This is a genomic window from Paraburkholderia sp. BR10882 (assembly GCF_040948855.1).
GTDB classification, from domain to species: domain Bacteria; phylum Pseudomonadota; class Gammaproteobacteria; order Burkholderiales; family Burkholderiaceae; genus Paraburkholderia; species Paraburkholderia nodosa_A.
In genome coordinates, this window is record NZ_JBFPKP010000002.1 from 652,271 (window position 1) to 673,251 (window position 20,981).

Annotated in this window: 18 protein-coding genes and 1 pseudogene; 5 read left to right on the plus strand and 14 right to left on the minus strand. The window is 63.8% G+C overall.

Going from position 1 to position 20,981, the window contains the following annotated elements:
- Window positions 1-26: 26 nt before the first annotated feature.
- The 11 genes and pseudogenes from AB3X99_RS07930 to AB3X99_RS07980 all read right to left on the minus strand — a co-directional run bounded on the left by AB3X99_RS07930 (window position 27) and on the right by AB3X99_RS07980 (window position 13,016).
- Window positions 27-1,331 carry an NAD(P)/FAD-dependent oxidoreductase gene (locus AB3X99_RS07930; RefSeq protein ID WP_368616593.1) on the minus strand — a complete coding sequence of 435 codons (1,305 nt, stop codon included), beginning with the start codon at window positions 1,329-1,331 and terminating at the stop codon, window positions 27-29.
- Window positions 1,331-2,623, minus strand: a complete 1,293-nt coding sequence (locus tag AB3X99_RS07935; protein ID WP_069261871.1) for an FAD-binding oxidoreductase — start codon at window positions 2,621-2,623, stop codon at window positions 1,331-1,333. The genes AB3X99_RS07930 and AB3X99_RS07935 overlap by 1 nt, the downstream gene beginning before the upstream one ends.
- A 62-nt stretch (window positions 2,624-2,685) precedes the next feature.
- The gene (locus tag AB3X99_RS07940) at window positions 2,686-4,266 is read right to left on the minus strand and encodes a DUF3138 family protein (protein ID WP_368616594.1); all 1,581 of its coding nucleotides are present in this window, start codon (window positions 4,264-4,266) and stop codon (window positions 2,686-2,688) included.
- A 113-nt stretch (window positions 4,267-4,379) separates the two neighbouring features.
- The gene (locus AB3X99_RS07945) at window positions 4,380-5,294 is read right to left on the minus strand and encodes an ABC transporter permease subunit (protein WP_368616595.1); all 915 of its coding nucleotides are present in this window, start codon (window positions 5,292-5,294) and stop codon (window positions 4,380-4,382) included.
- The gene (locus AB3X99_RS07950) at window positions 5,291-6,262 is read right to left on the minus strand and encodes an ABC transporter permease subunit (RefSeq protein ID WP_368606045.1); all 972 of its coding nucleotides are present in this window, start codon (window positions 6,260-6,262) and stop codon (window positions 5,291-5,293) included. The genes AB3X99_RS07945 and AB3X99_RS07950 overlap by 4 nt, the downstream gene beginning before the upstream one ends.
- A 13-nt stretch (window positions 6,263-6,275) precedes the next feature.
- Window positions 6,276-7,364, minus strand: a pseudogene (locus AB3X99_RS07955) (ABC transporter ATP-binding protein); the annotation flags it as partial.
- A gap of 313 nt (window positions 7,365-7,677) precedes the next feature.
- A complete protein-coding gene (locus tag AB3X99_RS07960) occupies window positions 7,678-8,799 on the minus strand; it encodes a polyamine ABC transporter substrate-binding protein (RefSeq protein ID WP_069261590.1) in 1,122 nt (373 codons plus the stop codon).
- Window positions 8,800-8,874: 75 nt separating this feature from the next.
- Complete coding sequence (locus AB3X99_RS07965; RefSeq protein ID WP_368616596.1) at window positions 8,875-10,317, minus strand: aspartate aminotransferase family protein; 1,443 nt, start codon at window positions 10,315-10,317, stop codon at window positions 8,875-8,877.
- 20 nt (window positions 10,318-10,337) lie between these two features.
- Complete coding sequence (locus tag AB3X99_RS07970) at window positions 10,338-11,672, minus strand: glutamine synthetase family protein (RefSeq protein ID WP_069261872.1); 1,335 nt, start codon at window positions 11,670-11,672, stop codon at window positions 10,338-10,340.
- A gap of 31 nt (window positions 11,673-11,703) precedes the next feature.
- A complete protein-coding gene (locus tag AB3X99_RS07975) occupies window positions 11,704-12,513 on the minus strand; it encodes a gamma-glutamyl-gamma-aminobutyrate hydrolase family protein (RefSeq protein ID WP_368616597.1) in 810 nt (269 codons plus the stop codon).
- 278 nt (window positions 12,514-12,791) lie between these two features.
- Complete coding sequence (locus tag AB3X99_RS07980; RefSeq protein ID WP_236596917.1) at window positions 12,792-13,016, minus strand: hypothetical protein; 225 nt, start codon at window positions 13,014-13,016, stop codon at window positions 12,792-12,794.
- A 445-nt stretch (window positions 13,017-13,461) separates the two neighbouring features.
- Here AB3X99_RS07980 and AB3X99_RS07985 point away from each other — a divergent pair, with 445 nt between their 5' ends.
- Both AB3X99_RS07985 and AB3X99_RS07990 read left to right on the plus strand, forming a co-directional pair.
- Entirely contained in the window at window positions 13,462-14,013 is a 552-nt protein-coding gene (locus AB3X99_RS07985; RefSeq protein WP_069261593.1) for a cupin domain-containing protein, read from the plus strand.
- An 80-nt stretch (window positions 14,014-14,093) separates the two neighbouring features.
- Window positions 14,094-15,584: an aldehyde dehydrogenase gene (locus AB3X99_RS07990; RefSeq protein ID WP_069261594.1), complete on the plus strand. Its 1,491-nt coding sequence runs from the start codon at window positions 14,094-14,096 to the stop codon at window positions 15,582-15,584.
- 19 nt (window positions 15,585-15,603) lie between these two features.
- Here AB3X99_RS07990 and AB3X99_RS07995 read toward each other — a convergent pair whose 3' ends face one another.
- The gene (locus AB3X99_RS07995; RefSeq protein ID WP_069261595.1) at window positions 15,604-16,047 is read right to left on the minus strand and encodes a MarR family winged helix-turn-helix transcriptional regulator; all 444 of its coding nucleotides are present in this window, start codon (window positions 16,045-16,047) and stop codon (window positions 15,604-15,606) included.
- Window positions 16,048-16,276: 229 nt separating this feature from the next.
- Between AB3X99_RS07995 and AB3X99_RS08000 the strand changes: the two genes are divergently transcribed.
- The 3 genes from AB3X99_RS08000 to AB3X99_RS08010 all read left to right on the plus strand — a co-directional run bounded on the left by AB3X99_RS08000 (window position 16,277) and on the right by AB3X99_RS08010 (window position 19,042).
- Window positions 16,277-17,764, plus strand: coding sequence for a DHA2 family efflux MFS transporter permease subunit (locus AB3X99_RS08000; protein ID WP_342947165.1), 1,488 nt, complete (start codon window positions 16,277-16,279; stop codon window positions 17,762-17,764).
- 69 nt (window positions 17,765-17,833) lie between these two features.
- Window positions 17,834-18,775 carry an AEC family transporter gene (locus AB3X99_RS08005; RefSeq protein WP_368616598.1) on the plus strand — a complete coding sequence of 314 codons (942 nt, stop codon included), beginning with the start codon at window positions 17,834-17,836 and terminating at the stop codon, window positions 18,773-18,775.
- Between the two features lie 63 nt (window positions 18,776-18,838).
- Window positions 18,839-19,042, plus strand: coding sequence for a glycine zipper 2TM domain-containing protein (locus tag AB3X99_RS08010; RefSeq protein WP_069261598.1), 204 nt, complete (start codon window positions 18,839-18,841; stop codon window positions 19,040-19,042).
- Window positions 19,043-19,057: 15 nt separating this feature from the next.
- Here the strand turns inward: AB3X99_RS08010 and AB3X99_RS08015 are convergent, their stop codons facing one another.
- Window positions 19,058-19,903: a carbohydrate ABC transporter permease gene (locus tag AB3X99_RS08015; protein WP_069261599.1), complete on the minus strand. Its 846-nt coding sequence runs from the start codon at window positions 19,901-19,903 to the stop codon at window positions 19,058-19,060.
- The gene (locus AB3X99_RS08020; RefSeq protein WP_342946812.1) at window positions 19,900-20,805 is read right to left on the minus strand and encodes a sugar ABC transporter permease; all 906 of its coding nucleotides are present in this window, start codon (window positions 20,803-20,805) and stop codon (window positions 19,900-19,902) included. Before AB3X99_RS08020 ends, AB3X99_RS08015 begins: the two co-directional genes overlap by 4 nt.
- Between the last annotated feature and the right edge of the window lie 176 nt (window positions 20,806-20,981).

The following is a 20,981-nucleotide window of genomic DNA, read 5'->3' on the forward strand; positions in this document are numbered from 1 at the left end:
CGGCGGAACGTGCAGGGCGTGCCGCGTCAGAACATTTCCATCACACGGTGGTAGAGCATGCCGATTTCGAGCGCGGGCCGCCGCCACGCGGGGCCGCCGGGGAAGCGCGCGTGCCGCAGCTGCGCGAACAGATCGAACGAGGCGCGCTCGCCAACGATGGCCTGCGCAACGAGACGCCCCGCCATGCCCGTGAGCGCCACGCCGTGCCCCGAAAAGCCTTGCACATAGTAATAATTCGGGTCGATCACGCCGAAGTCGGGCGCGCGGTTGCGCGTGACATCGACGAAGCCGCCCCATGCGTATTCCACGCGCGCACCGGCGAGCTGCGGGAAGGTATCGCTCATGCGCGTTTGCATGGCCGCTGTAAGTCGCTCGGGCGCGGCACCGGTCGAATCGGCGCGGCCGCCGAACAGCATGCGGTTGTCCGCCGAGACCCGGAAGTAGTCGAGAAAGAAGTTGTTATCACATACGGCTGAACGTTGCGCGATCAACGAGTCGGCCAGCTCGCGCCCCAGCGGCTCGGTCGCGATGATGTACGAGGCGATGGGCGCGATACGCGCGGCCACGCTGCCGGGCAGCACGCCGCCCGGCGCGGCGTTGCAGCACGACACCACGAAGCGGCAGCGTACTTCGCCGTGCGTCGTTCTGACCACGGGCCGCGCGCCGCGTACGACTTCGAGCGCACGCGTATGCGCGAACAGTTGCGCGCCTTCGCGGCGCGCTGCGTCGGCGAGGCCAAGACAGTACTTGAGCGGATGCAGATGCCCCGAAACCGGATCGTAGACGCCCGCGATATAACGCTGCGACGCCACCCGTGCGCGCGTGGCGTCGGTGTCGAGCCATTCGAGTCGATCGTAGCCCCAGCGCGTGCGTGCGGCGTCCATCCATGCGCGTAGATCGGGCACGCGCTTCGTTTTCGTCGCAACGGTCAGATAGCCCGGCGTGAAGTCGCAATCGATGCCATAGCGGGCGATGCGCTCGCGCACGAGGTTCACGCCCTCGATGGAGAGCGCCCACGCCGCACGTATGCCTTGCGCGCCGAGTTGCTTTTCGAGCACTTCGTCTTTCGCAAAGCCCACGAGCGTCTGCCCGCCGTTGCGGCCCGAGGCGCCCCAGCCGGGACGATGGGCGTCGAACACCACGACCGAAAGGCCGCGTGCGCGGCACTCCAGCGCGACCGAGAGTCCGGCGAAGCCCGCGCCGATCACACAGACGTCGGCGTCGAGCGTGCCTTCGAGCACGGGGTCGTCGTCGGCGGGGCGCGTGGCGGTGGCTTCGTAGTACGAGTGGCGGGCGAGGGCGTCCGCCTGGGCGTCGAGGTCGAGTGTCATCAAAGCAGGTCCTTCATCCGATACCACGCCATCGCGAGCACGAGGGCAGGGGTTCGCAGTGTAGCGCCGCCCGGGAAATCGCGGTGACGGACCTTGCCGAACAGGTCGAAGCGCGCGGCCTGGCCGTGGATCGCCTCGGCGATCAGCGTGCCTGCGAGTCCCGTGACGTTCACGCCGTGACCCGAGAAGCCCTGCGCGAAGTACACGGTGGGCGAGAGGCGGCCGAAGTGCGGCGCGCGGTTCATCGTGATGTCCACGTAGCCGCCCCACGCGTAATCCACCTTTACGTCGGCGAGTTGCGGAAACGTCTTCAGCATGTCGCGACGCATGGCTTCGCCCAGATTGGGCGGTGCGAAGGTGGAATAGCTCACCTTGCCGCCCCAGAGCAGGCGCGTGTCCGCGGCGGGACGGAAGTAGTCGAGTACGAAGCGGCTGTCGCATACGGCAGCCTGGGCGGGCATCAGCGCATTCATGCGTTCGGCGCCGAGTTTTTCGGTGGCGATCACATAAGTGCCCACGGGCATGATCTTGCGCGCGAGCGCGGGAGCGAGATCGCCCAGATACGTATTGCATGCGAGCACGACGAACTTCGCGCGCACGCTGCCACGCGCGGTTTCGACCACATGCGCACCGTTTTCTTCGCGCAGTCGCGTGACAGGGCTGTTTTCGTACACGCGCACGCCCGCTTCGATCGCCGCGCGCGCGAGCCCGAGTGTGTAGTTGAGCGGATGCAGATGCCCGCTATCGGGATCGTAGAGGCCGCCCGGATAGCGCGACGACGCGACGTAGCGTCCGACACCGTCGCCGTCTACATACTGGAACCGGTCGTAGCCGAAGCGCTGCGCCGCCTCGTCACGCCAGCGCTTGAGCGCATCCACGTCGCGCGCCTTGTTTGCGGCGGTGAAATAGCCTTCGGTGAGCGCGCAGTCGATGTTGTGCTGCTTGACGCGCCGCTTCACGATGTCGAGCGTCTCCAGGCCCATGTCCCAGATCTGCCGGACCTCCGCTTCGGGCATGAACTGCGCGAACGTGTCGATATCGCAGGCAAAACCGCCAATCAACTGCCCGCCGTTTCGCCCGCTTGCCGCCCACCCCACTCGCGAGGCTTCCACGAGCGCGACGCGGTGGCCGCGTTCGGCGAGATTCAGCGCGGCGGAAACACCCGTGAGGCCCGCGCCGACCACGCAGACATCGGCATCGAGCACGCCTTCGAGCGCGGGGTGCGTGGTCGAGTCGTGGGCGGTGGCCGCGTACCAGGACGGGGCATGAGGCTGATTGGCGAATTTGAGCATAGCGGAAAGCGAATCAGGAAACAGCGGGCGACAGCACGAGGCCGCCGCCCGCCGCGACTTCATCAGAACGAGTAGATGAACTGCGCGCCCAGCAAGTCGTTGCTCTTGCTGTACGAGCCGTCGCTGTTCAGGAACACGCGCTGCGTGGCCCAGTCGTGGCGATATTCCACCTTCACCTGGATCTGCTGCGTCGGGAAGAACAGCAGGTCGAGCGCGACGTCCTGACGTGTTGCACCCTTGCACTCGAAGCCGAAGCCGCCGCCGGCCTTCGAGTTTGCCAGGCAGTCCGCACCAATGCCGAAGCCGTTGGCCGTATCCATGCCGTTCGAGTTGAGCACGATGCCGCCGCCACCACCGCCGTTCTTGCCGTTCGCGAGCAGGTCGTAGCGCGCCGTCACGCCCATGCGGCCCACCACCGGTGCGAAGAACTTGCGGTGCGCGAGCAGTGAGAAGCCGTACCACTGCGCGTTGCCGCCGTTGAATGCCGCGCGCTGCTGCTGGCCGTAATCGACTTCGGCGTTGTACTGGATGTCCGCGAGCGTGTAGCTTGCGTCCACTTCGCCGAAGAAGAAGTAGCCGCCCGAGCTCGATGCCTGGCCACCCACGCCGTACACGGCCTGACCCGTCGTCGAATCGAACGCGCTCGGCAGCGTCTGGCGGCCGATGTTGAACGAGCCGCCGATGTCGAGTGCGCTAGACCACGTGTAGTCGGCTCGCGCCGTGAACGTCGGGATCCTGTTGCTCGTGGTGATCGGGTCGCCCAGCGCGTTCTGGCCCGTCTGCACGACCGCGCCATTGGTGCGGTACTGCTCGTTGCCGACCATGAACTTGAACGCCCACTGGCTGCCGCTCGGCGTGTAGTTCCAGCCGATACCCACATAGCTGCCCGGATCGGAGAAGTCGTAGAGCAGGTTATGCGTGAGCGTGAGCATCTGGTTGGACTGCTGCACCTCGTAGCCGCCAAAACTCGGCATGAGACCGGCGACGAACGTGCCCGTGGCAGTCACCGGCACAGTAACGACTGCCGTGTTCAGGATGTTGTTGCCAATTTCGCCGTGCTCGTTCTGCAGCAGCGTGATGCCGTTGCCGCGGTTGGGCATGAGCGTGATTTCGGCCGAAGGCGCCATCGGGCCCACGCCGAAGGTCTTCTTGATGTCGAGATAGACATCGCCGAACGTGCTGTTGAAGTAGTTATACGAACCCGTGTGGTTCGCGAACAGGAACGACGAGGTGCCCGGTGCACGGTTGTAAATGTACGTCGGGTCGATGTAGCCGGTGATCGACAGGCCCGCGAGCGGACCGGTGTTGGCGGCGTCGGTGAGCGAATCGACCTTGAGCTGCTGGTTCGCGATCTGCTGCTTCATCGCATCGACCTGGTCGTTGGTCAGGTTCGCCTGCGCCTTGCCGTAGTCGGGCGAGCTGATGTCGACCGGCGCTGCTGCGGCTACGGGTGTCACGGGTGCTGCGGCTACCACCTTGCCGCTGCTCTTCGACTGTGCCAGCTCGGTCTTCAGGGACTTGACCTCTTTTTGCAGGGCGTTGAGCTGCTCCTGCAGGGCCTTGATCTGTTCGCTGGTCGAGTCGGCAAAAGCGAGCCCTGGCAAGGCCCCGGCCACCAGCAGACAGATTAACTTCTTCTTCATTGGAATTCTCCTTGTTGGTCGTTAATACAGATACTTCGGCGTGTGGCTGGGGCGCGGCGGGCGGCGCGCACCGCCACCCGCACGGGTCGCATAGGCTTCTTATGGATTGCTCGTCACGCCGCGCGCCGTCCGATCGGCGCACCCATCGCGCCGGCAGGGGCGGCGGCTGGCGTGCTGGCTTCGGCGGCATCGGGCTGGACGAAGGCGAGCTGCATGTCGCGCATGCGCTTCTTCTCGCGTGCGCTCATCAGCTGGTTCACGGCGATCACGCCGATCGTCACCGCGCTGATGAAGAGCGTGGCGAGCGCGTTCATCTCCGGGTTCAGGCCGAGACGTACGCGCGAGAACACGACGAGCGGCAGCGTGGTCGAGCCCGGTCCGGAAAGGAACGCGGACAGCACGAGGTCGTCGATCGAAAGCGTGAACGAGAGCAGCCAGCCCGAGAGCAGCGCCTGCGAGATGAGCGGCAGCGTGATGACGAAGAACACCTTGAGCGGCGTGGCGCCGAGATCGAGCGCGGCTTCCTCGAGCGACTTGTTCATCTCCTTCACGCGCGACTGCACGATGATCGCGACATACGACACGCACAGCATCACGTGGCCGATCCACATGGTCAGTACGCCACGTCCCTTTGGCCAGCCGAGCAACTGCTCCATTGCAACGAAGAGGAGCAGCAGCGAGATGCCTTGAATGACCTCGGGAATTACGAGCGGCGCGTTGATCATGCCCGCGAAGAACGCGAAGCCCCTGAAGCGGCCCATGCGGGCGAGCACGTAGCCGGCCCATGTGCCGATCGCGACAGAGGCGAACGCCGTCATCAGACCGATTTTCAGCGACAGCCACGCGGCGCTGAGCAGTTCGTCGTCCTGCAGCAGGGCGGAGTACCACTTCAGCGAGAAGCCCGACCAGACGGTGACAAGCTTGGACTCATTGAACGAATACACGACGAGGCTGACGATCGGGATATACAGGAACAGCATGCCGAGCGTGAGCACCCCTGCGGAGAGTGCGCGATTGGGCTTGATCATTTGCGGTCCTCCAGTTCCTTGACCTGGTTGTGCTGGAAGAGAGCCATCGGCACGAGCAGCAGCAGCACCATCGCGACGGTGACGGCGGACGCCATAGGCCAGTCCATGTTGTTGAAGAACTCGTCCCACATCACGCGGCCGATCATGAGTGTGTCGGCGCCGCCGAGCAGTTCGGGAATCACGTACTCGCCCACGGCGGGAATGAACACGAGCAGGCTGCCCGCGATGATTCCGTTCTTCGAGAGCGGCAGCGTGATCCGCGTGAAGGCCACCCAGGGCTTCGCGCCCAGGTCGTAGGCGGCTTCGAGCAGCGTGAGGTCCATCTTCACGAGGTGCGCGTAGAGTGGCATCACCATGAAGGGCAGGTACGAATAGACCATGCCGATGTAGACGCCCGCGTCGCTGTGATAGAGACGCAGCGGAGAGTGGATCAGGCCGATGGCCATGAGCGCGTGGTTGAGCAGGCCGTCGTCCTTGAGAATGCCGATCCACGCGTACACGCGGATCAGGAACGAAGTCCAGAACGGCAGCATCACGGCCATCATGAGCAGGTTGCGTGTGGCCGGGTTCGAGCGCGCGATGTAGTAGGCGATGGGGTAGCCGATCAAGAGGCAGAAGATCGTCGAGACTGCCGCCATCTTCAGCGAGCTGATGTACGTGGCGATGTACAGGCTGTCCTGCAGCAGGAACGCGTAGTGGCCCAGTTGCAGCGCGAAGTGCACCACGCCGTCCTTCATCTCGACGAGATTCGAGTAGGGCGGTACGGCCATCACCTGGTCGGCGAAGCTGATCTTCAGCACGAGCACGAACGGCAGCGCGAAGAACAGCGTGAGCCAGATGAACGGCACGCCGATCACGGCGGTGCGGCCCGAGGGCACGAAGCGCGAGAAGAAGCGCGCGAGCGCGCCCCGGCGAGCGTCTGCGGCGGCGCGGCCTGAGCCGGGCGTGGCGGGAATGGTGGTACTCATGATGGAGGTCTCCTTACTGCGTGAGCACGACGCCGCTGGCCGGCGACCAGGACACGTAGACATCGTCGTTCCAGGCGGGCGCGCCATCGTTCATGAGGTGCGAACTGGAGAGGTTCGAGACGACCACCTTGCCGCCCGGCAGACGCACGTGATAAAGCGAATAGCTGCCCATGTAGGCGACATCCGTGACCACGCCGCGCGCCCAGTTGTGCGGCGTGCCGGGCTTCTCGCGCGTTACGCGCACGCGCTCCGGCCGCACCGAAATACCCACGGGCATGCCGAGCGGGCCGGTCACGCCGTGGCTTACGTACATGCGCGTTTCGAGGTCTTCGCTTTCCACGAAGATGTGATCGGGCTCGTCCTCGACGACCTTGCCTTCGAACAGGTTGGTCGAGCCGATGAACTCGGCCGAGAAGCGGCTGTTGGGGAATTCGTAGACTTCGCCGGGCGAGCCGATCTGGACGATGCGGCCTTCGCTCATCACGGCGAGGCGGTTGGCCATGGTCATCGCCTCTTCCTGATCGTGCGTGACCATCACACAGGTGACATCGACTTTCTCGATGATGTTCACGAGTTCGAGTTGGGTCTTCTGGCGGATCTTCTTGTCGAGCGCCGACATCGGTTCGTCGAGCAGCAGGAGCTTGGGGCGCTTCACGAGCGAGCGCGCAAGCGCCACGCGCTGCTGCTGGCCGCCCGAAAGCTGATGCGGTTTGCGCTTGGCGTAACGGCCCATCTGCACGAGGTTGAGCGCGTCGGCCACGCGCTCGCGAATTTCGTTCTTCGGCACGCCTTCCTGCTTGAGGCCGAACGCGACGTTCGACTCCACGCTCATGTGCGGGAAGAGCGCATACGACTGGAACATCATGTTGACGGGGCGGCGGTACGGCGGCAGCGACGCGAGATCTTCGCCATCGACGAAGATGCGGCCCGACGTGGCCGTTTCGAGGCCCGCGAGCATGCGCAGCAGGGTGGACTTGCCGCAGCCCGAGCTGCCGAGCAGCGCAAAAAGCTCGTTCTTGGCGATGTTCAGGTTCACGTTGTCCACGGCGGTGCTATCGCCGAACTTCTTGACGACGTTTTCGATACGCACGAACGCATCGTTCGTTGGCGGGGTCGCGTTGGCGCGCGAAGCTTCTGGGGCGTTGACTTTGGACGTCGAATTCATGATCTGACCTTGGTTCCTTTCTGATCGCAGTACACGTTTTTCAGGCGCGAGCCGGCCTGCACGGGGCGCTGACGCGACTCGCGATTAGTACTGCGAACGGAGCTCGGAAAAGGCTCGCGCGCGTCGTCAAAGCAGGGGGGCGGCGCTGCGCGGCCTGACTTCGGAATTGCGTACTTCAGGCGGAGAGGGGTCGAGCGATCCCTCTTCCGCGTCGTCTCCTTCTTGTTTCCTTCAGGGGGGAATCAACGCGTCAGTGGCCGGTCTTCAACTGGGCCCACAGACGGTTTTCAAGGCGCAGGATGTCGGCCGGCATCGGCTTCATCAGCGTCATCTTCTTGAGCACATCTTCCGACGGGTACACCGTCGCGTCCTGCGCGACTGCCGGCGTGACGAACTGGCGTGCGGCCTTGTTCGCCGTCGGGTAGAACACTTCGTTGGTGATCTGCGCGTTGACCTTCGGATCCGAGATGTAGTTGATCCACTTCATCGCGTTTTCGGGGTGCGGTGCGTCCTTGGGTATGACCATCACGTCGAACCACAGCAGACCGCCTTCCTTCACGTTCGAGAATTTGACGTCGTACGAGCGCTTGGCTTCTTCGGCGCGGCGGTGCGCGATGCCGACGTCGCCCGACCATGCCACGGCAACGCAGATATCGTTGTTCACGAGGTCGTTGATATAGCCCGACGAATTGAACTGGGTGATATACGGGCGGACTTTCTTCAGCACTTCGAATGCGGCTTGATAGTCCGCGGGGTTCGTGCTGTTGGGGTCCTTGTGCATGTATTGCAGCGTCGCGGCGAACACGTCCACGGCCTGGTCGAGGAACGACACGCCACAGCCCTTGAGCTTCGAGAGATTTTGCGGATCGAACACGAGCGCCCAGCTATCGACCGGCGCGTTCGGCCCGAGCGCCTTTTCCACGGCCTGCTTGTTGTAGCCGATGCCATCGGTGCCGAACGCCCAGGGCACGCCGTACTGGTTGCCCGGGTCCGCGTCTGAGATCATGTGCATGAGCACGGGATCGAGGTTCGCGAGGTTGGGGATCTTCGATTTGTCGAGCTTCTGGTAGACGCCGGCCTGAATCTGCTTGGCCATGTAGTTCGAGGTGGGCACGACGATGTCATAGCCCGAGCTACCGGCCAGCAGCTTGGCCTGGAGCGTGTCGTCGCTGTCGTAGTTGTCGTATTTGACCTTGATGCCCGCTTCTTTTTCGAAGTTCGGGATCGTGTCTTTCGCAATGTAGTCGGACCAGTTGTAGACGTTCAGATCGCCGTCTGCCGCGTGCGCTGGCGCGCTGGGAATGGCCGTGAGGCCTGCACACGCTGCGAGGGCCGCGATCGCGACCGCATGACGAAGATGACTAACACTCATGTTGCTTTCCCCTGAAGATGAAGATCGGCGGGAGGCCCAGCACCCCGTTGCGCCGCCCGCCGTGGACAAGTCGCGTTAAGAAAGACCCAGTTGTTGCGCGGTTTGGTCGATGGCCTTCTTCGCCTTCGACACGATTTCATCGATTTCGCCGCGCGTGACGACGAGCGGCGGCGAGAGCAGCATGCGGTCGCCCGTGGCACGCATGATGAGGTTGCCGTTGAAGCAGAAGTCGCGGCACAGCGTGCCCACGTCGCCGCCATTCGCGAAGCGCTTGCGCGCCTTCGGATCTTCGGCGAGCTGCAGGCCCGCCACGAGACCTGCGCCCGAGATGTCACCGATGATCGGATGATTGGCGAACGTCTCGCGCAGGCGTTGCTGGAAGTACGGGCCGGTGTCGTTCTTCACGCGCGTGACGATGCCTTCGTCGCGCAGCAGCTTGAGGTTCGCCACGGCCACGGCGGCGGCGACCGGATGCCCCGAGTACGTGAGGCCATGATTGAACTCGCCGTTCTCGATGAGCGCCTTCGCAATGCGGTCGTGAATGCCCACGGCGCCCATCGGCACGTAGCCGCTCGTGAGGCCCTTGGCCATCGTGATGAGGTCGGGCTCGAAGCCGAAGTGCTGATGCGCGAACCACTCGCCGGTGCGGCCGAAGCCACCGATGACTTCGTCGGCGCACAGCAGGATGTCGTACTTGCGGCAAATGCGCTGTATTTCCGGCCAGTAGGTCGAGGGCGGGAAGATTACGCCGCCCGCGCCCTGAAACGGCTCGCCGATGAAGGCGGCCACGTTCTCCGCGCCCACTTCGAGAATCTTCGCTTCGAGCTGCTGCGCACGCGCGAGGCCGAATTCCTCGGGCGACATGTTGCCTTGCGCTTCGCCATAGAAGTACGGCTGGTCGATGTGCACGATGTTCTCGACCTTCGAGGGCATCTGCTCGTGCATGTAACCCATGCCGCCCAGCGTGCCGCCCGCGATGGTCGAGCCGTGGTACGCATTCCGGCGCGAGATGACGACCTTCTTCGAGGACTTGCCTTGCGTGAGCCAGTACTGATGCACGATGCGCAGCACCGTGTCGTTGCCTTCGGAGCCGCTGTTGCAATAGAAGAAGTGGTTGAACGGCTCAGGCGAAAGCTGCGCGAGCAGCGCCGACAATTCGATGACCGGCGGGTGCGTGGTCTTGAAGAAGGTGTTGTAGAAGGGCAGTTCCAGCATTTGCTCGTAGGCGGCGTCGGCCAGTTCCTTGCGGCCATAGCCCACGTTCACGCACCAGAGCCCGGCCATGCCGTCGATGATCTGGTTGCCTTCCGAGTCCCACAGGTATACGCCTTTCGCCTGCACGATCACGCGGCTGCCCGTCTGGTTGAGCGAGCCCATATCCGAAAACGGGTGAATGTGATGCGCGGCGTCCAGCGCGCGGTACTCGCTCGTCGAGCGCGCCGTTCGGCTGGATTGCGCGCGTAGCGTCGTCGGCACTTCCTGCAGCGCGCTGGCCGGGGCGTCGATTCGATAGCTCATTGCTGTATCTCCTTTCGTTTTTACACGTGCAGCAGCAGGTGCTTGCGTTCCCACGAACTGATCACGCGGAAATAGGCTTCGTATTCGGTTTCCTTGAGCGCGAGGTAGGCGCGCACGAACTTCTCGCCGAGGATGTCCTTGAGCGGCTCGCACGAGCCCATCAGCGTGAGGCCTTCCTCGAGATTGCGCGGCAGCTGGTAGGGCAGCGAGTAGCCGTCGCTCACGAGCGGTTCGGTGGGCTTGAGATGCTGCGTCATCCCCAGATAGCCGGCGGCCAGCGTGCCGGCGATCGCGAGGTACGGGTTGGTGTCCACGCCGGGAATGCGATTTTCCACCCGGCGAGCAGCCGGCGACGAGTACGGCACGCGGAAGCCCACGGTACGGTTGTCGTAGCCCCATGCCACGTTGATCGGCGCGGCCATGAAACGCGAAAGGCGGCGATACGAGTTGATGTACGGCGCGAAGATCGGCATGAGCGCTGGCGTGTACTTCTGCATGCCAGCGATATACGCGTAGAACATGTCCGTGGGCTTGCCGTCCGAACCCGTGAAGAGGTTCTGACCGCTTTCCTCCGAAACGAGGCTCTGATGCACGTGCATAGCCGAGCCCGGTTCGTTCTCCATGGGCTTGGCCATGAACGTGGCGTACATGTGATGGCGCAGCGCGGCTTCACGCACCGTGCGCTTGAAAAGGAACACGCGGTCGGCGAGGTTGAGCGGATCGCCGTGCAGGAAGTTGATCTCCATCTGCGCCGCGCCCACTTCGTGAATCAGCGTATCGACTTCGAGGTCCTGAATATCGCAGTACTCGTAGATGTCTTCGAACAGCGGATCGAACTCGTTCACCGCTTCGATCGAATACGCCTGGCGGCCCGTTTCCGGACGGCCCGTACGGCCGATGGGCGGCGCGAGCGGAATATCCGGATCCTTGTTCATATCGACGAGATAGAACTCGAGTTCCGGCGCGATCACCGGCTTCCAGCCCTTCGCGGCATACAGGTCGAGCACGCGGCGCAGCACGCGGCGCGGCGAGATCTCGACAGGCGTGCCGTCGAAATGCACGCAGTCGTGAATCACTTGCGCGGTGGGATCGACAGCCCATGGAATGATGCGGATCGTCGAAGGGTCGGGCACACACACCATGTCGGGGTCGGTGACGCCGGTGAGGCTTCCGTCCTCGGGGTAGTCGCCCGTTACGGTCTGGATCATCACGGCTTGCGGCAGGCGCATCGCCTCGCCCGATTCGAACTTGCTGCGCGGGATGATCTTGCCGCGCGCAATCCCCGCCATGTCGGGGATGATGGCTTCGATTTCGGTGATGTGGTGCTTCTTCAGGAATTCGTCGATTTCATGCATGATCTTTCTCTCTGTTCTGTATGGGCCGGCATCAGGCGTGGGCGGCGCGCGGCGCATGCGCCACGTCGTGTCCGGCCCCGCCCGGTATTCGGGCCAGCATGTGGTTGCGGCAGGCTTCGCCGAACGTGCGGAAGATGGCGGTGGACAGCGCGTCGTCGGCGTACTTCCATTCGGGGTGCCACTGCACGCCAAGCGCAAAACCGGGTGGGTTCGCAACGCTCACGGCTTCGATAAGGCCGTCGGGTGCGAATGCCTCGGCCACGAGGCCCGCGCCCAGCCGTTCGATGCCCTGACCGTGCAGCGAATTCACGCGTGCTTCGCGCGCGCCGCCCGCAAGCTGTTGCAGCACACCGCCTTCCACGAGCTTCAACGCGTGCGCCGGACCGTATTGCGTGTCGAGCGGATCGTCCTTGTTCTCGCGATGGTCGTCGTAGCGCGCAACGTTGTGCACCTGCTGATGCAGCGTGCCGCCGAACACCACGTTCATCTCCTGGAAGCCGCGGCAGATCGCGAGCACCGGCACGCCGGCCTCGATCGCGGCGCGCAGGAGCGGCAGCGTGGTGGCGTCGCGAGCGGGGTCGTGCAGCGTGCCGCTCTCGCTTGCCGGGCCGCCATAACGATGCGGCTCGACGTTCGAATAGCTGCCGGTGAAAAGCAGTCCGTCCACGGCTTCGAGAATGTCTGCCGCAGTCTGCCGCTCGCCCAGGGCGGGCAGCACGAGTGCGAGCGCGCCTGCTCCATCCACAGCCGCGGCGATGTACTTCTCGCCGGCAACATGTGACGCGTGCGCTCCCATCATCGTGCGGTCGGCCGTGACGCCAACTAATGGTCTGGTTCGCATGACTAATGATTCGCTTGCTTGCCCGTGCGTAGTGTGTCGGCGCTACGGGCGTGACATGACCTTGCAGCCTTGCGGGACGCAAAACTACAAACCCTGTGTGCTCCGCGCAGCGGCGCTAACGGATGGCGCTGCGCGTGGAGATCATGTAGGCGGTTCGTTTCTTGCCGTTGTGAGGCGCAACGGTGTTCAGGCGTGCGCAGCCACATCGCGAAGGCGCGACAGGACACTTCGCGAACCAACGACGGCGAAGAAAGCGAACAGCGCGGGAAGGAGAGGCGCTAGGGCAGAAGCGACGCGACTTCGTCCGTGTGGACGGCAATGAAGGCGCGTGCAGAGACCGAGTTGTGACGCCGAACAGAGCGGCGGGAAAGGATCGTGAAGACGGACAGGAACAGGCGAGAGGCAAGCCTGCCGCTACTGCCGTCGGCGATGGCGGTGCAGTCACTGCGAAGACACCTCGCATGACTACGATCCCACCTCACCAGAGGGCCACGGACTCTCACAATAACACTCGACTGGTTGCGTTGAAAAAGGCGTTTGGTTCAAGCATTCGAGGCCGGCAATTTCAGCGATGCATCAAACATTGAACGACATCGATGTATTGCTTTCCAAACTCAGCCGACTTGCTATGTTCCTCGCATAAAACGCGGTTTTTGCGTTGCAACGCGATAGAAACGATGCAGTGTTCGACCTGTAGTTCAGCATATACGAGCCAAAAAGGGCGTCAATTATTTTTTCAAGTTTTTGATGTCAGCACTTTCCCCGAGAGCCCTTTGAAATAGCACGCTGTGCGAAATATCGGCTCCTGCACTTATATTTCGAATAACTTACAGGGGTTTGTACTGACGCAAAATAAAGCAAACTGATTAGAATATTCAACACGTCCACCGCGCCCTCTCCTCGCGCGTTCACTGCCAACGGTCCTTCATCGTGTCCGAGTCCGCCTCTGTGTCATCCGAAGTCGCCACGCGTCTACGTTATGTCCGCAAACGCTATGGTTTGTCGCAGCGCGAGCTCGCCAAGCGCGCAGGCGTGACCAATGGCGCGATCTCGCTGATCGAGCAAAGTCGCGTCAGTCCCTCGGTGGGGTCGCTCAAGAAGCTGCTCGAATGCATACCGATGAGCCTCGCTGAATTCTTCACATTTGACCTGACCGAAGGGACAGAAGTCGTGTCGCGGCGCGGCGAAATGCCGAACCTCGGCAACGAATCGATCGAGTTCTATCTGGCCGGCGCGAACGTGAAGGACCGCAACATGGGCATCATGCGCGAGGTCTATCAGCCGCTGGCCGATACCGGCCCTGAAATGCTGGTGCATGCGGGGCACGAAGGGGGCGTGGTGGTCGCCGGACAACTCGAGCTGACCGTGGAGGGCACGACCTGGCTGCTCGACCCCGGAGACAGCTACTATTTCGAAAGCCGCTTCCCGCACCGGTTTCGCAATCCCAGCGCGAACGAAGTCTGCGAAGTGGTGTCGGCGAACTCGCCGCCCACCTTCTGACTCCCTGATCGCGCGAACCCGTTTCACCTGACGCCGCGTTGCAGCGTGCAAGGTGGATCGCAAATCATTGAGGCATCCTGATGGAAAAGAAAACATTCGCTTACTGGCAGGACAGGGCCGCGACGCTTCCGATCGAAGGCCGCGCATTCATCGACGGCGCGTATCGCGATGCATATTCGGGCCGCACGTTCGATTGCGTGAGCCCGATCGACGGCCGCGTGCTCGCGAGCGTGGCCGATTGCGGCGCAGCCGATGTCGACGCCGCGGTCGGCGCTGCCCGCCGCGCGTTCGACGAAGGCGTCTGGGCTGGCCTGAATCCGCGTGCGCGCAAGGCCGTTCTGCTGCGCTGGGCCGCGCTCATGCGCGAGCATCTCGACGAACTCGCGCTGCTCGAAACGCTCGACGCAGGCAAGCCGATTGGCGACACGACGACCGTAGACGTGCCAGGCGCGGCTTATTGTGTGGAATGGTTCGCGGAGGCCATCGACAAGGTGGGTGGCGAAGTCGTGCCCGCCGATCATCATCTGGTGGGCCTCGTCACGCGCGAGCCCATTGGCGTGGTCGCCGCCGTCGTGCCGTGGAATTTCCCGATCCTGATGGCCTCGTGGAAGTTCGGGCCCGCGCTCGCGGCGGGCAACAGTGTCGTGCTCAAGCCTTCGGAGAAGTCGCCGCTCACGGCCATTCGCGTGGCGCAGCTTGCGCACGAGGCCGGCATTCCGGCCGGCGTATTCAACGTGCTGCCCGGTGGCGGGGAGCCCGGGAAGCTGCTCGGCCTGCATCGCGACGTGGACTGCATTGCGTTCACGGGCTCGACGAACGTGGGCAAGCAGATCATGCAGTACGCGGGGCAGTCGAATCTCAAGCGCGTGTGGCTGGAGCTTGGCGGCAAGTCGCCCAATATCGTGCTGCACGACTGCCCGGACCTCGACCGTGCGGCGAACGCGGCGGCGGGCGCGATCTTCTACAACATGGGTGAAATGTGTACGGCGGGATCGCGCCTGCTCGTCCATCACGAGATCAAGGACGTATTCCTCGCGAAGCTCGTCGAGGCGGCGAAGGCCTATAAGCCAGGCAATCCTCTCGATCCGGATGTGTCGATGGGCGCGATCATCGACAAGATTCAGCTGGAGCGGGTGCTGAGCTATATCGAAGCCGGTCGCAAGGACTCGAAGCTGCTGACAGGCGGTGAACGCGTGAATGCCGAGGGTGGGGGCTTCTACGTGCAGCCCACGGTGTTCGATACGCATCACGACACGAAGATCGCGCGCGAGGAAATCTTCGGGCCGGTGCTGTCGGTCATTACCTTCAGCACGATCGACGAAGCGGTGCGCATTGCCAACGACAGTGACTACGGGCTCGCGGCTGCGGTCTGGACCGCGAACCTCACGCACGCGCATGAAATTTCGCGCAGGCTCCGTGCGGGCACGGTGTGGGTGAACTGCTACGACGAAGGCGGGGACATGAACTTCCCGTTCGGCGGCTTCAAGGAATCCGGCAACGGTCGCGACAAGTCGTTGCACGCGCTCGAGAAGTACACGGAACTCAAGTCCACGCTCGTGCGGCTGCGATAACGCGAGTTATCGCTCGGGGTTACCGTTCCACCAGCGCGCCGAGATTGGCGCGCACCCGCTGAAGCATCGCGCCGAACTGCTCAGCTTCTTCAGGCGTGAAGCCCGCCAGGGCTTCCGCCTGGACTTCGTCACCTACGCGGCGCGCGCCCGTGAGCACGCCTTGTGCCCTGGGCGTCAGGCTAACCAGCAATTCGCGGCGGTCGTCCGGGTTGGGCGTGCGCACGACCCAGCCGCCTTCTTCCATGCGCTCGAGCAGCCGCCCCGCGGAAATGGGCGCCACTTCCAGCAGTTCGGCGAGGCGCGCCTGGTTCATGTCGCCGTAGTGCGCGAGGTACGCGATCATGCGGCACTGCGCGCGCGTGAGTTCGAGCGACGACTTCGCAAGCTCGTCGTAACGTTTGCCATAGAGCCGGCCCACGTCGACGACCAGGAAGCCAAAGCGCTTTTCGAGGTCGGTAGTCATCGCGCGATTATACGGGCGGGCGGCTCGCGCCTTCGCACGAGCGTCCCTGGCGATACCGATTGCGTCAGCAGGTGCGAGTCGTATAATAAGCAGGCTTATTAATTCGGCATGCTCCGCCCCCCAATCAAGATAGCCGCCAGACACCCGCACGATGACCGCAGTCATGCAGGACGGCACCGCCGCGCAGCATCGGGCGGAGCCGGTCAAGGAAGCCCCGCTCAATCGCGGCATGATCACGCTCTCGATCATGCTCGCCACGCTGATGCAAACGCTGGACAGCACGATCGCCAATGTCGCGCTGCCGCACATGCAGGGCACGCTGTCTGCCTCCCAGGACGAGATCACCTGGGTGCTCACCTCGTATATCGTCGCCGCCGCCATCGCCACGCCGCTCACGGGCTGGCTCGCCGACCGTTACGGCGTCAAGCGGCTCCTTGGCATGGCGATTGCCGGCTTCACCGTGGCCTCGGCGCTGTGCGGGCTTTCCGAAACGCTCGGCGAGATCGTCGCGTCGCGGCTGTTGCAGGGCGTGTTCGGCGCATCGCTCGTGCCGCTCTCGCAGTCCATTCTTCTCGACATCAATCCGCGCGAGCGCCAGGGGCAGGCCATGGCGGTCTGGGGCATGGGCGTGATGGTCGGTCCCGTGCTGGGGCCCACGCTGGGCGGCTGGCTCACGGATAGCTACAACTGGCGCTGGGTGTTCTTCATCAACGTGCCGGTGGGCCTGTTCGCGTTTTTCGGCGTCTCGACTTTCATGCCCGCGCGCGTGCCTGGCCGCACGCAGCGCTTCGACGTGTTCGGTTTCGCCACGCTCGCGCTTGCCATCGGCGCGTTGCAGGCCTTGCTCGACCGCGGCGAGCAGCTCGACTGGTTCGGCTCGCTGGAGATCCGCATCGAAGCGCTGGTGGCGGTCATTGCCTTCGCATTCTTCGTCGTGCATACGGCCACCTCGGGGCCAGGCACGTTCTTTCGCTACCAGCTGCTCAAGGACCGCAACTTCGCCACGGGCACGCTCTTCATCTTCGTGATCGGCGCAGTGCTGTACGCCACCCGCGCGCTGCTGCCGCCCATGCTGCAGAACCTCATGGGCTATCCGGTCGCCACTACGGGGCTCGTGACCGCGCCGAGCGGCGCGGGCACCATGGTCGCCATGCTGATAGCCGGACGCATACTGAAACGCGTGGACGCGCGCATTATGCTGCTGTTCGGCTTTGTGGTCTCCGCCTACGCGCTCTGGCAGATGATGCAGTACACGCTCGTGCTTTCGCCCTCGGATATCGTGTGGCCGGGCGTGGTGCAGGGCTTTGGCCTCGGCTTCGTGTTCGTGCCGCTTTCCGCGCTGACGTTCTCGACGCTGACACCGCAACTGCGCGCGGACGGCACGGCCACCTATAGCTTGATGCGCAACATCGGTAGCAGTATCGGCATTTCGATCGTGCAGACCTTCGTCACGCGCGGCACGCAGATCGCGCATTCGGACCTCGCCGCGAACATCACGCCGTTCAATCCGGCGGTTCAGCAGATGCTCGAAAGCGGTTCGCGGTACGATCTCGCCGTGCTCAACCAGTCGATCACGCAGCAGGCCCAGATGATCGCGTATCTGAACGACTTCAAGATGATGTTCGTGGCGACGCTGCTCGTGATTCCGCTGCTCTTTCTGATCCGCACCGGCCCGAGTGCCGCCACCGTCGATACGAGTCACGCGGCGATGGATTAGCGAACCTGTTCGTCTTCCGTTTCACCCTGGCGCGCGGCACGTCCGCGCGCTTTGCATTCACGAATTCCGATGCTTTCTGCCGTTTCCATTCTCCTGCCGGTTTTCGGTCTCATTTTCGCGGGCTTCGCCTGCCGTCGCACGAATGTCCTCGGGCCCGCCGCGGCTTCCGAGCTGAACCGCTTTGTCGTGTGGCTCGCACTTCCGGCGCTGCTCTTCGATATCCTTGCGCACGCAACGTGGCACGAGCTCTATCAGCCGGCGTTCGTCGCCGCCTTCGGCCTTGCCGGTCTCGCCGTGTTCGTCGCCGTGGTGGGGGCGCGCGTGTTCCTCGGCCGCCCGCTCGCCGATGCGAGCATCGACGGGCTTGCCGCCGCGTATCCGAATACCGGTTACGTGGGTTTCCCGCTGTGCATGATCGCCTTCGGGCCGTCGAGCCTCACGCCCACGACCATCGCGACGATCCTCGTGGTCTGCGTGCTGTTCGCCATCGCCATCGTGTTGATCGAAACGGGACTGCAAAGCGAGCGGCGTCCGCACCGGCTCGCCATCAAGGTGGTGCGCTCGCTGCTGCGCAATCCGCTGCTGGTGGCGCCGGCGCTGGGGGCGGTCGTTTCGGCCGCGCATGTCACGTTGCCCGCTAGCGCGGAAACGTTTCTCAAGCTCCTGGGCGGCGCGGCGAGCCCGTGCGCGCTTGTGAGCCTCGGGCTGTCTCTCGCCGAGCGTCGCGCGAGCGGCGAGGCGCCGCGCGAGTCGTCGTGGTGGCTCACGCTCTGCAAGCTCGTCGGGCAGCCGCTGCTCACGTGGTGCCTGGCCGATCGCGTTTTCGGGCTGCCTGACCCGCTCGTGGAAATCGCGGTGTTGCTAGCGGCGCTGCCCACGGGCACCGGCCCGTTCATGCTCGCCGAGTACTACCGGCGCGAGGCGCACGTGACGTCGCGTACCATTTTGCATTCCACACTCGGTTCACTCGTCACGCTCACGCTGATCCTGCTGCATCTGCACCACGGCTGAAAGCCGGCGCGGCACGATGCTTGCTGGCATAAAAGCCAGGACCATCGATCAGGAGAATTGGCGATGAACTGGCTACGACGCTCGAGCGCCGCGCGCGCCTCACTCGTCATCACCGTCGTGCTCACCGCAGCGGGCACGGGAGCCTGCACGCTGGGCGGCGCCGCCGCGGGCGGCTACGTCGGCAACCGGGCCACCAACGGCAGCGCAGTAGGCACCGTGGGCGGCGCCGTGGCCGGCGGCGTGATCGGCCATGAACTGAGCAAGTAGGCGCGAGACTTCCTGTTACTTCACGGCGCCTAGTGCGAGTCCCTTCACCATATAGCGCTGCAGCCAGGCGAACACCACGGACACCGGCAGCGTGGCGGCGAGCGTGGCCGCCATGACGAGCTGCCATTCCACGGTGTACTTGCCGGCCACCATGTCGGTGACCTGCACCGTGAGCGTCTTGTTCTCGGGCGAGCGGATCAGCGTGTAGACCACGGCGAACTCATTCCACGCGCTGATGAACGTGAAGATTGCCGTGACCACCACGGCCGGCACCGCGAGCGGCAGGAACACGCGGAACACGGCACCCGTGCGGCTGCAGCCTTCGAGCCACGCCGATTCTTCGAGATCGCGCGGCACGGTCTGGAAATACGACGAGAGCATCCACACGGCAAACGCGATATTGAACGCCGCATAAGAGACGATCACGCCGATCTTCGAATCGACGAGATTGCCGTCGCCGTACGGAATCATCGCGGCGAGCCGGAACAGGCCGACCACGAGCAGGATCGGCGAGAGCATCTGCGTGACGAGCAGGAACTGGCGGTACAGGCCGCGCCCGCGGAACGGAAAGCGCGCGAGCGCATAGGCGGCCGGGAGGCTCACGGCGAGCGCGAGCGCGGTGGAAAGACAGCTCACCACGATGCTGTTGCGCAGCGCGACGCCGAAGTTCGCGGCCTGCCACATGTCGACGTAGTTCTGCCAGCGCCACTGCATCGGCAGCCAGCGCGCCGGATAGACGAACACTTCCGAAGCCGGCTTGAACGAGGTGAAGAACATCACCGCGAACGGGAACAGCACGGCCACGACGAGCGGCGAGAGCACGAGCCAGCACCAGATCGAGCGTTTGAGCTTGCGGTTCATGCCAGGTCTCCTTCGGCGCTGCCGCGTTTTGCCTGCAGGCGCAGGTAGACCACCGAAAAGGCGAACAGGATGACGAGCATGATGAGCGAGACGGCGGCCGCTTCGCCAGGTCGTCCTAACCGGAAGCCGAGTTCGTAAAGGTAAGTGACGAGAATATGCGTGCTGTCGTCGGGTCCGCCTTGCGTCATCACCCAGATGATCGGGAACGAGTTGAACACGTAGATCACGTTCAGCAGGACCGCCATGTTGATGAACGGCTTGAGCAGCGGCAGCGTGAGCTGGCGGAACTGTTGCCAGGCGCTCGCACCGTCGATGCGCGCGGCTTCGTAAATATCGCCCGGCACCGAGGAAAGGCCGCCCAGCAGGATCGTGGTCGTGAAGGGGATCGACACGAGTATGCCCACGCAGATTTCCACCGGGAACGCATACTCGGGCGTCGCGAGCCAGTGGATCGGCCCCGTAGTGAGGCCGAGGCGCTGCAGCGTGACATTGACCATGCCGTAGTCGTCGTTGAACGCCCAGCGCCAGACCACGGCCGTCATCGTGAGCGAGACGGACCACGGCAGCATGACGATCGTGCGCGCAATGCCGCGGCCGTAAAAGTCCTGATTGAGCACGAGCGCGACCGGCACGGAAATCCCCACCGTCCCCACCACGACGAAGAATGTCCAGATCAGCGTGTTCCTCAGGGCGCTCATGAACACCGGGTCGCCGAACACGTTATAGAAGTTCTGCAGGCCGCTGAAGTCGCGAATCTGCCCGAAGCGCGACACCTCGTGCAGCGACTGGTACACGATGTTGAATATCGGATAGCTGATGATGAAGAGCGCGAGCACGAGACTCGGCACGATCAGGAGCCAGGGCGCGCGGGGCGCGGAAACGGCGCGGGGTAGTCGGCTCATGCGGGTTCGTGCGCGTGATCGGTCGGGGGCATCGCCGGCCGGTGCTGTGGCGGGCGAGGGCTTCAGGGGACCCGTAGTCATGTCGAATCGTCAGTGCTTCGAAACGTCGGTTCTCAGGCGCTCCGGCGCGCGCCGGAAACTTCAGGCGCGCGCCGGTGTTGCCATCAGGGCTTGTT

Excerpts from the sequence above, each read along its gene's own strand:
- AB3X99_RS07930 (WP_368616593.1), bottom strand. The coding sequence starts at position 1,331 with ATGACACTCGACCTCGACGCCCAGGCGGACGCCCTCGCCCGCCACTCG.
- AB3X99_RS07935 (WP_069261871.1), bottom strand. The coding sequence starts at position 2,623 with ATGCTCAAATTCGCCAATCAGCCTCATGCCCCGTCCTGGTACGCGGCC.
- AB3X99_RS07940 (WP_368616594.1), bottom strand. The coding sequence starts at position 4,266 with ATGAAGAAGAAGTTAATCTGTCTGCTGGTGGCCGGGGCCTTGCCAGGG.
- AB3X99_RS07945 (WP_368616595.1), bottom strand. The coding sequence starts at position 5,294 with ATGATCAAGCCCAATCGCGCACTCTCCGCAGGGGTGCTCACGCTCGGC.
- AB3X99_RS07950 (WP_368606045.1), bottom strand. The coding sequence starts at position 6,262 with ATGAGTACCACCATTCCCGCCACGCCCGGCTCAGGCCGCGCCGCCGCA.
- AB3X99_RS07960 (WP_069261590.1), bottom strand. The coding sequence starts at position 8,799 with ATGAGTGTTAGTCATCTTCGTCATGCGGTCGCGATCGCGGCCCTCGCA.
- AB3X99_RS07965 (WP_368616596.1), bottom strand. The coding sequence starts at position 10,317 with ATGAGCTATCGAATCGACGCCCCGGCCAGCGCGCTGCAGGAAGTGCCG.
- AB3X99_RS07970 (WP_069261872.1), bottom strand. The coding sequence starts at position 11,672 with ATGCATGAAATCGACGAATTCCTGAAGAAGCACCACATCACCGAAATC.
- AB3X99_RS07975 (WP_368616597.1), bottom strand. The coding sequence starts at position 12,513 with ATGCGAACCAGACCATTAGTTGGCGTCACGGCCGACCGCACGATGATG.
- AB3X99_RS07990 (WP_069261594.1), top strand. The coding sequence starts at position 14,094 with ATGGAAAAGAAAACATTCGCTTACTGGCAGGACAGGGCCGCGACGCTT.
- AB3X99_RS07995 (WP_069261595.1), bottom strand. The coding sequence starts at position 16,047 with ATGACTACCGACCTCGAAAAGCGCTTTGGCTTCCTGGTCGTCGACGTG.
- AB3X99_RS08000 (WP_342947165.1), top strand. The coding sequence starts at position 16,277 with ATGATCACGCTCTCGATCATGCTCGCCACGCTGATGCAAACGCTGGAC.
- AB3X99_RS08005 (WP_368616598.1), top strand. The coding sequence starts at position 17,834 with ATGCTTTCTGCCGTTTCCATTCTCCTGCCGGTTTTCGGTCTCATTTTC.
- AB3X99_RS08010 (WP_069261598.1), top strand. The coding sequence starts at position 18,839 with ATGAACTGGCTACGACGCTCGAGCGCCGCGCGCGCCTCACTCGTCATC.
- AB3X99_RS08015 (WP_069261599.1), bottom strand. The coding sequence starts at position 19,903 with ATGAACCGCAAGCTCAAACGCTCGATCTGGTGCTGGCTCGTGCTCTCG.
- AB3X99_RS08020 (WP_342946812.1), bottom strand. The coding sequence starts at position 20,805 with ATGAGCCGACTACCCCGCGCCGTTTCCGCGCCCCGCGCGCCCTGGCTC.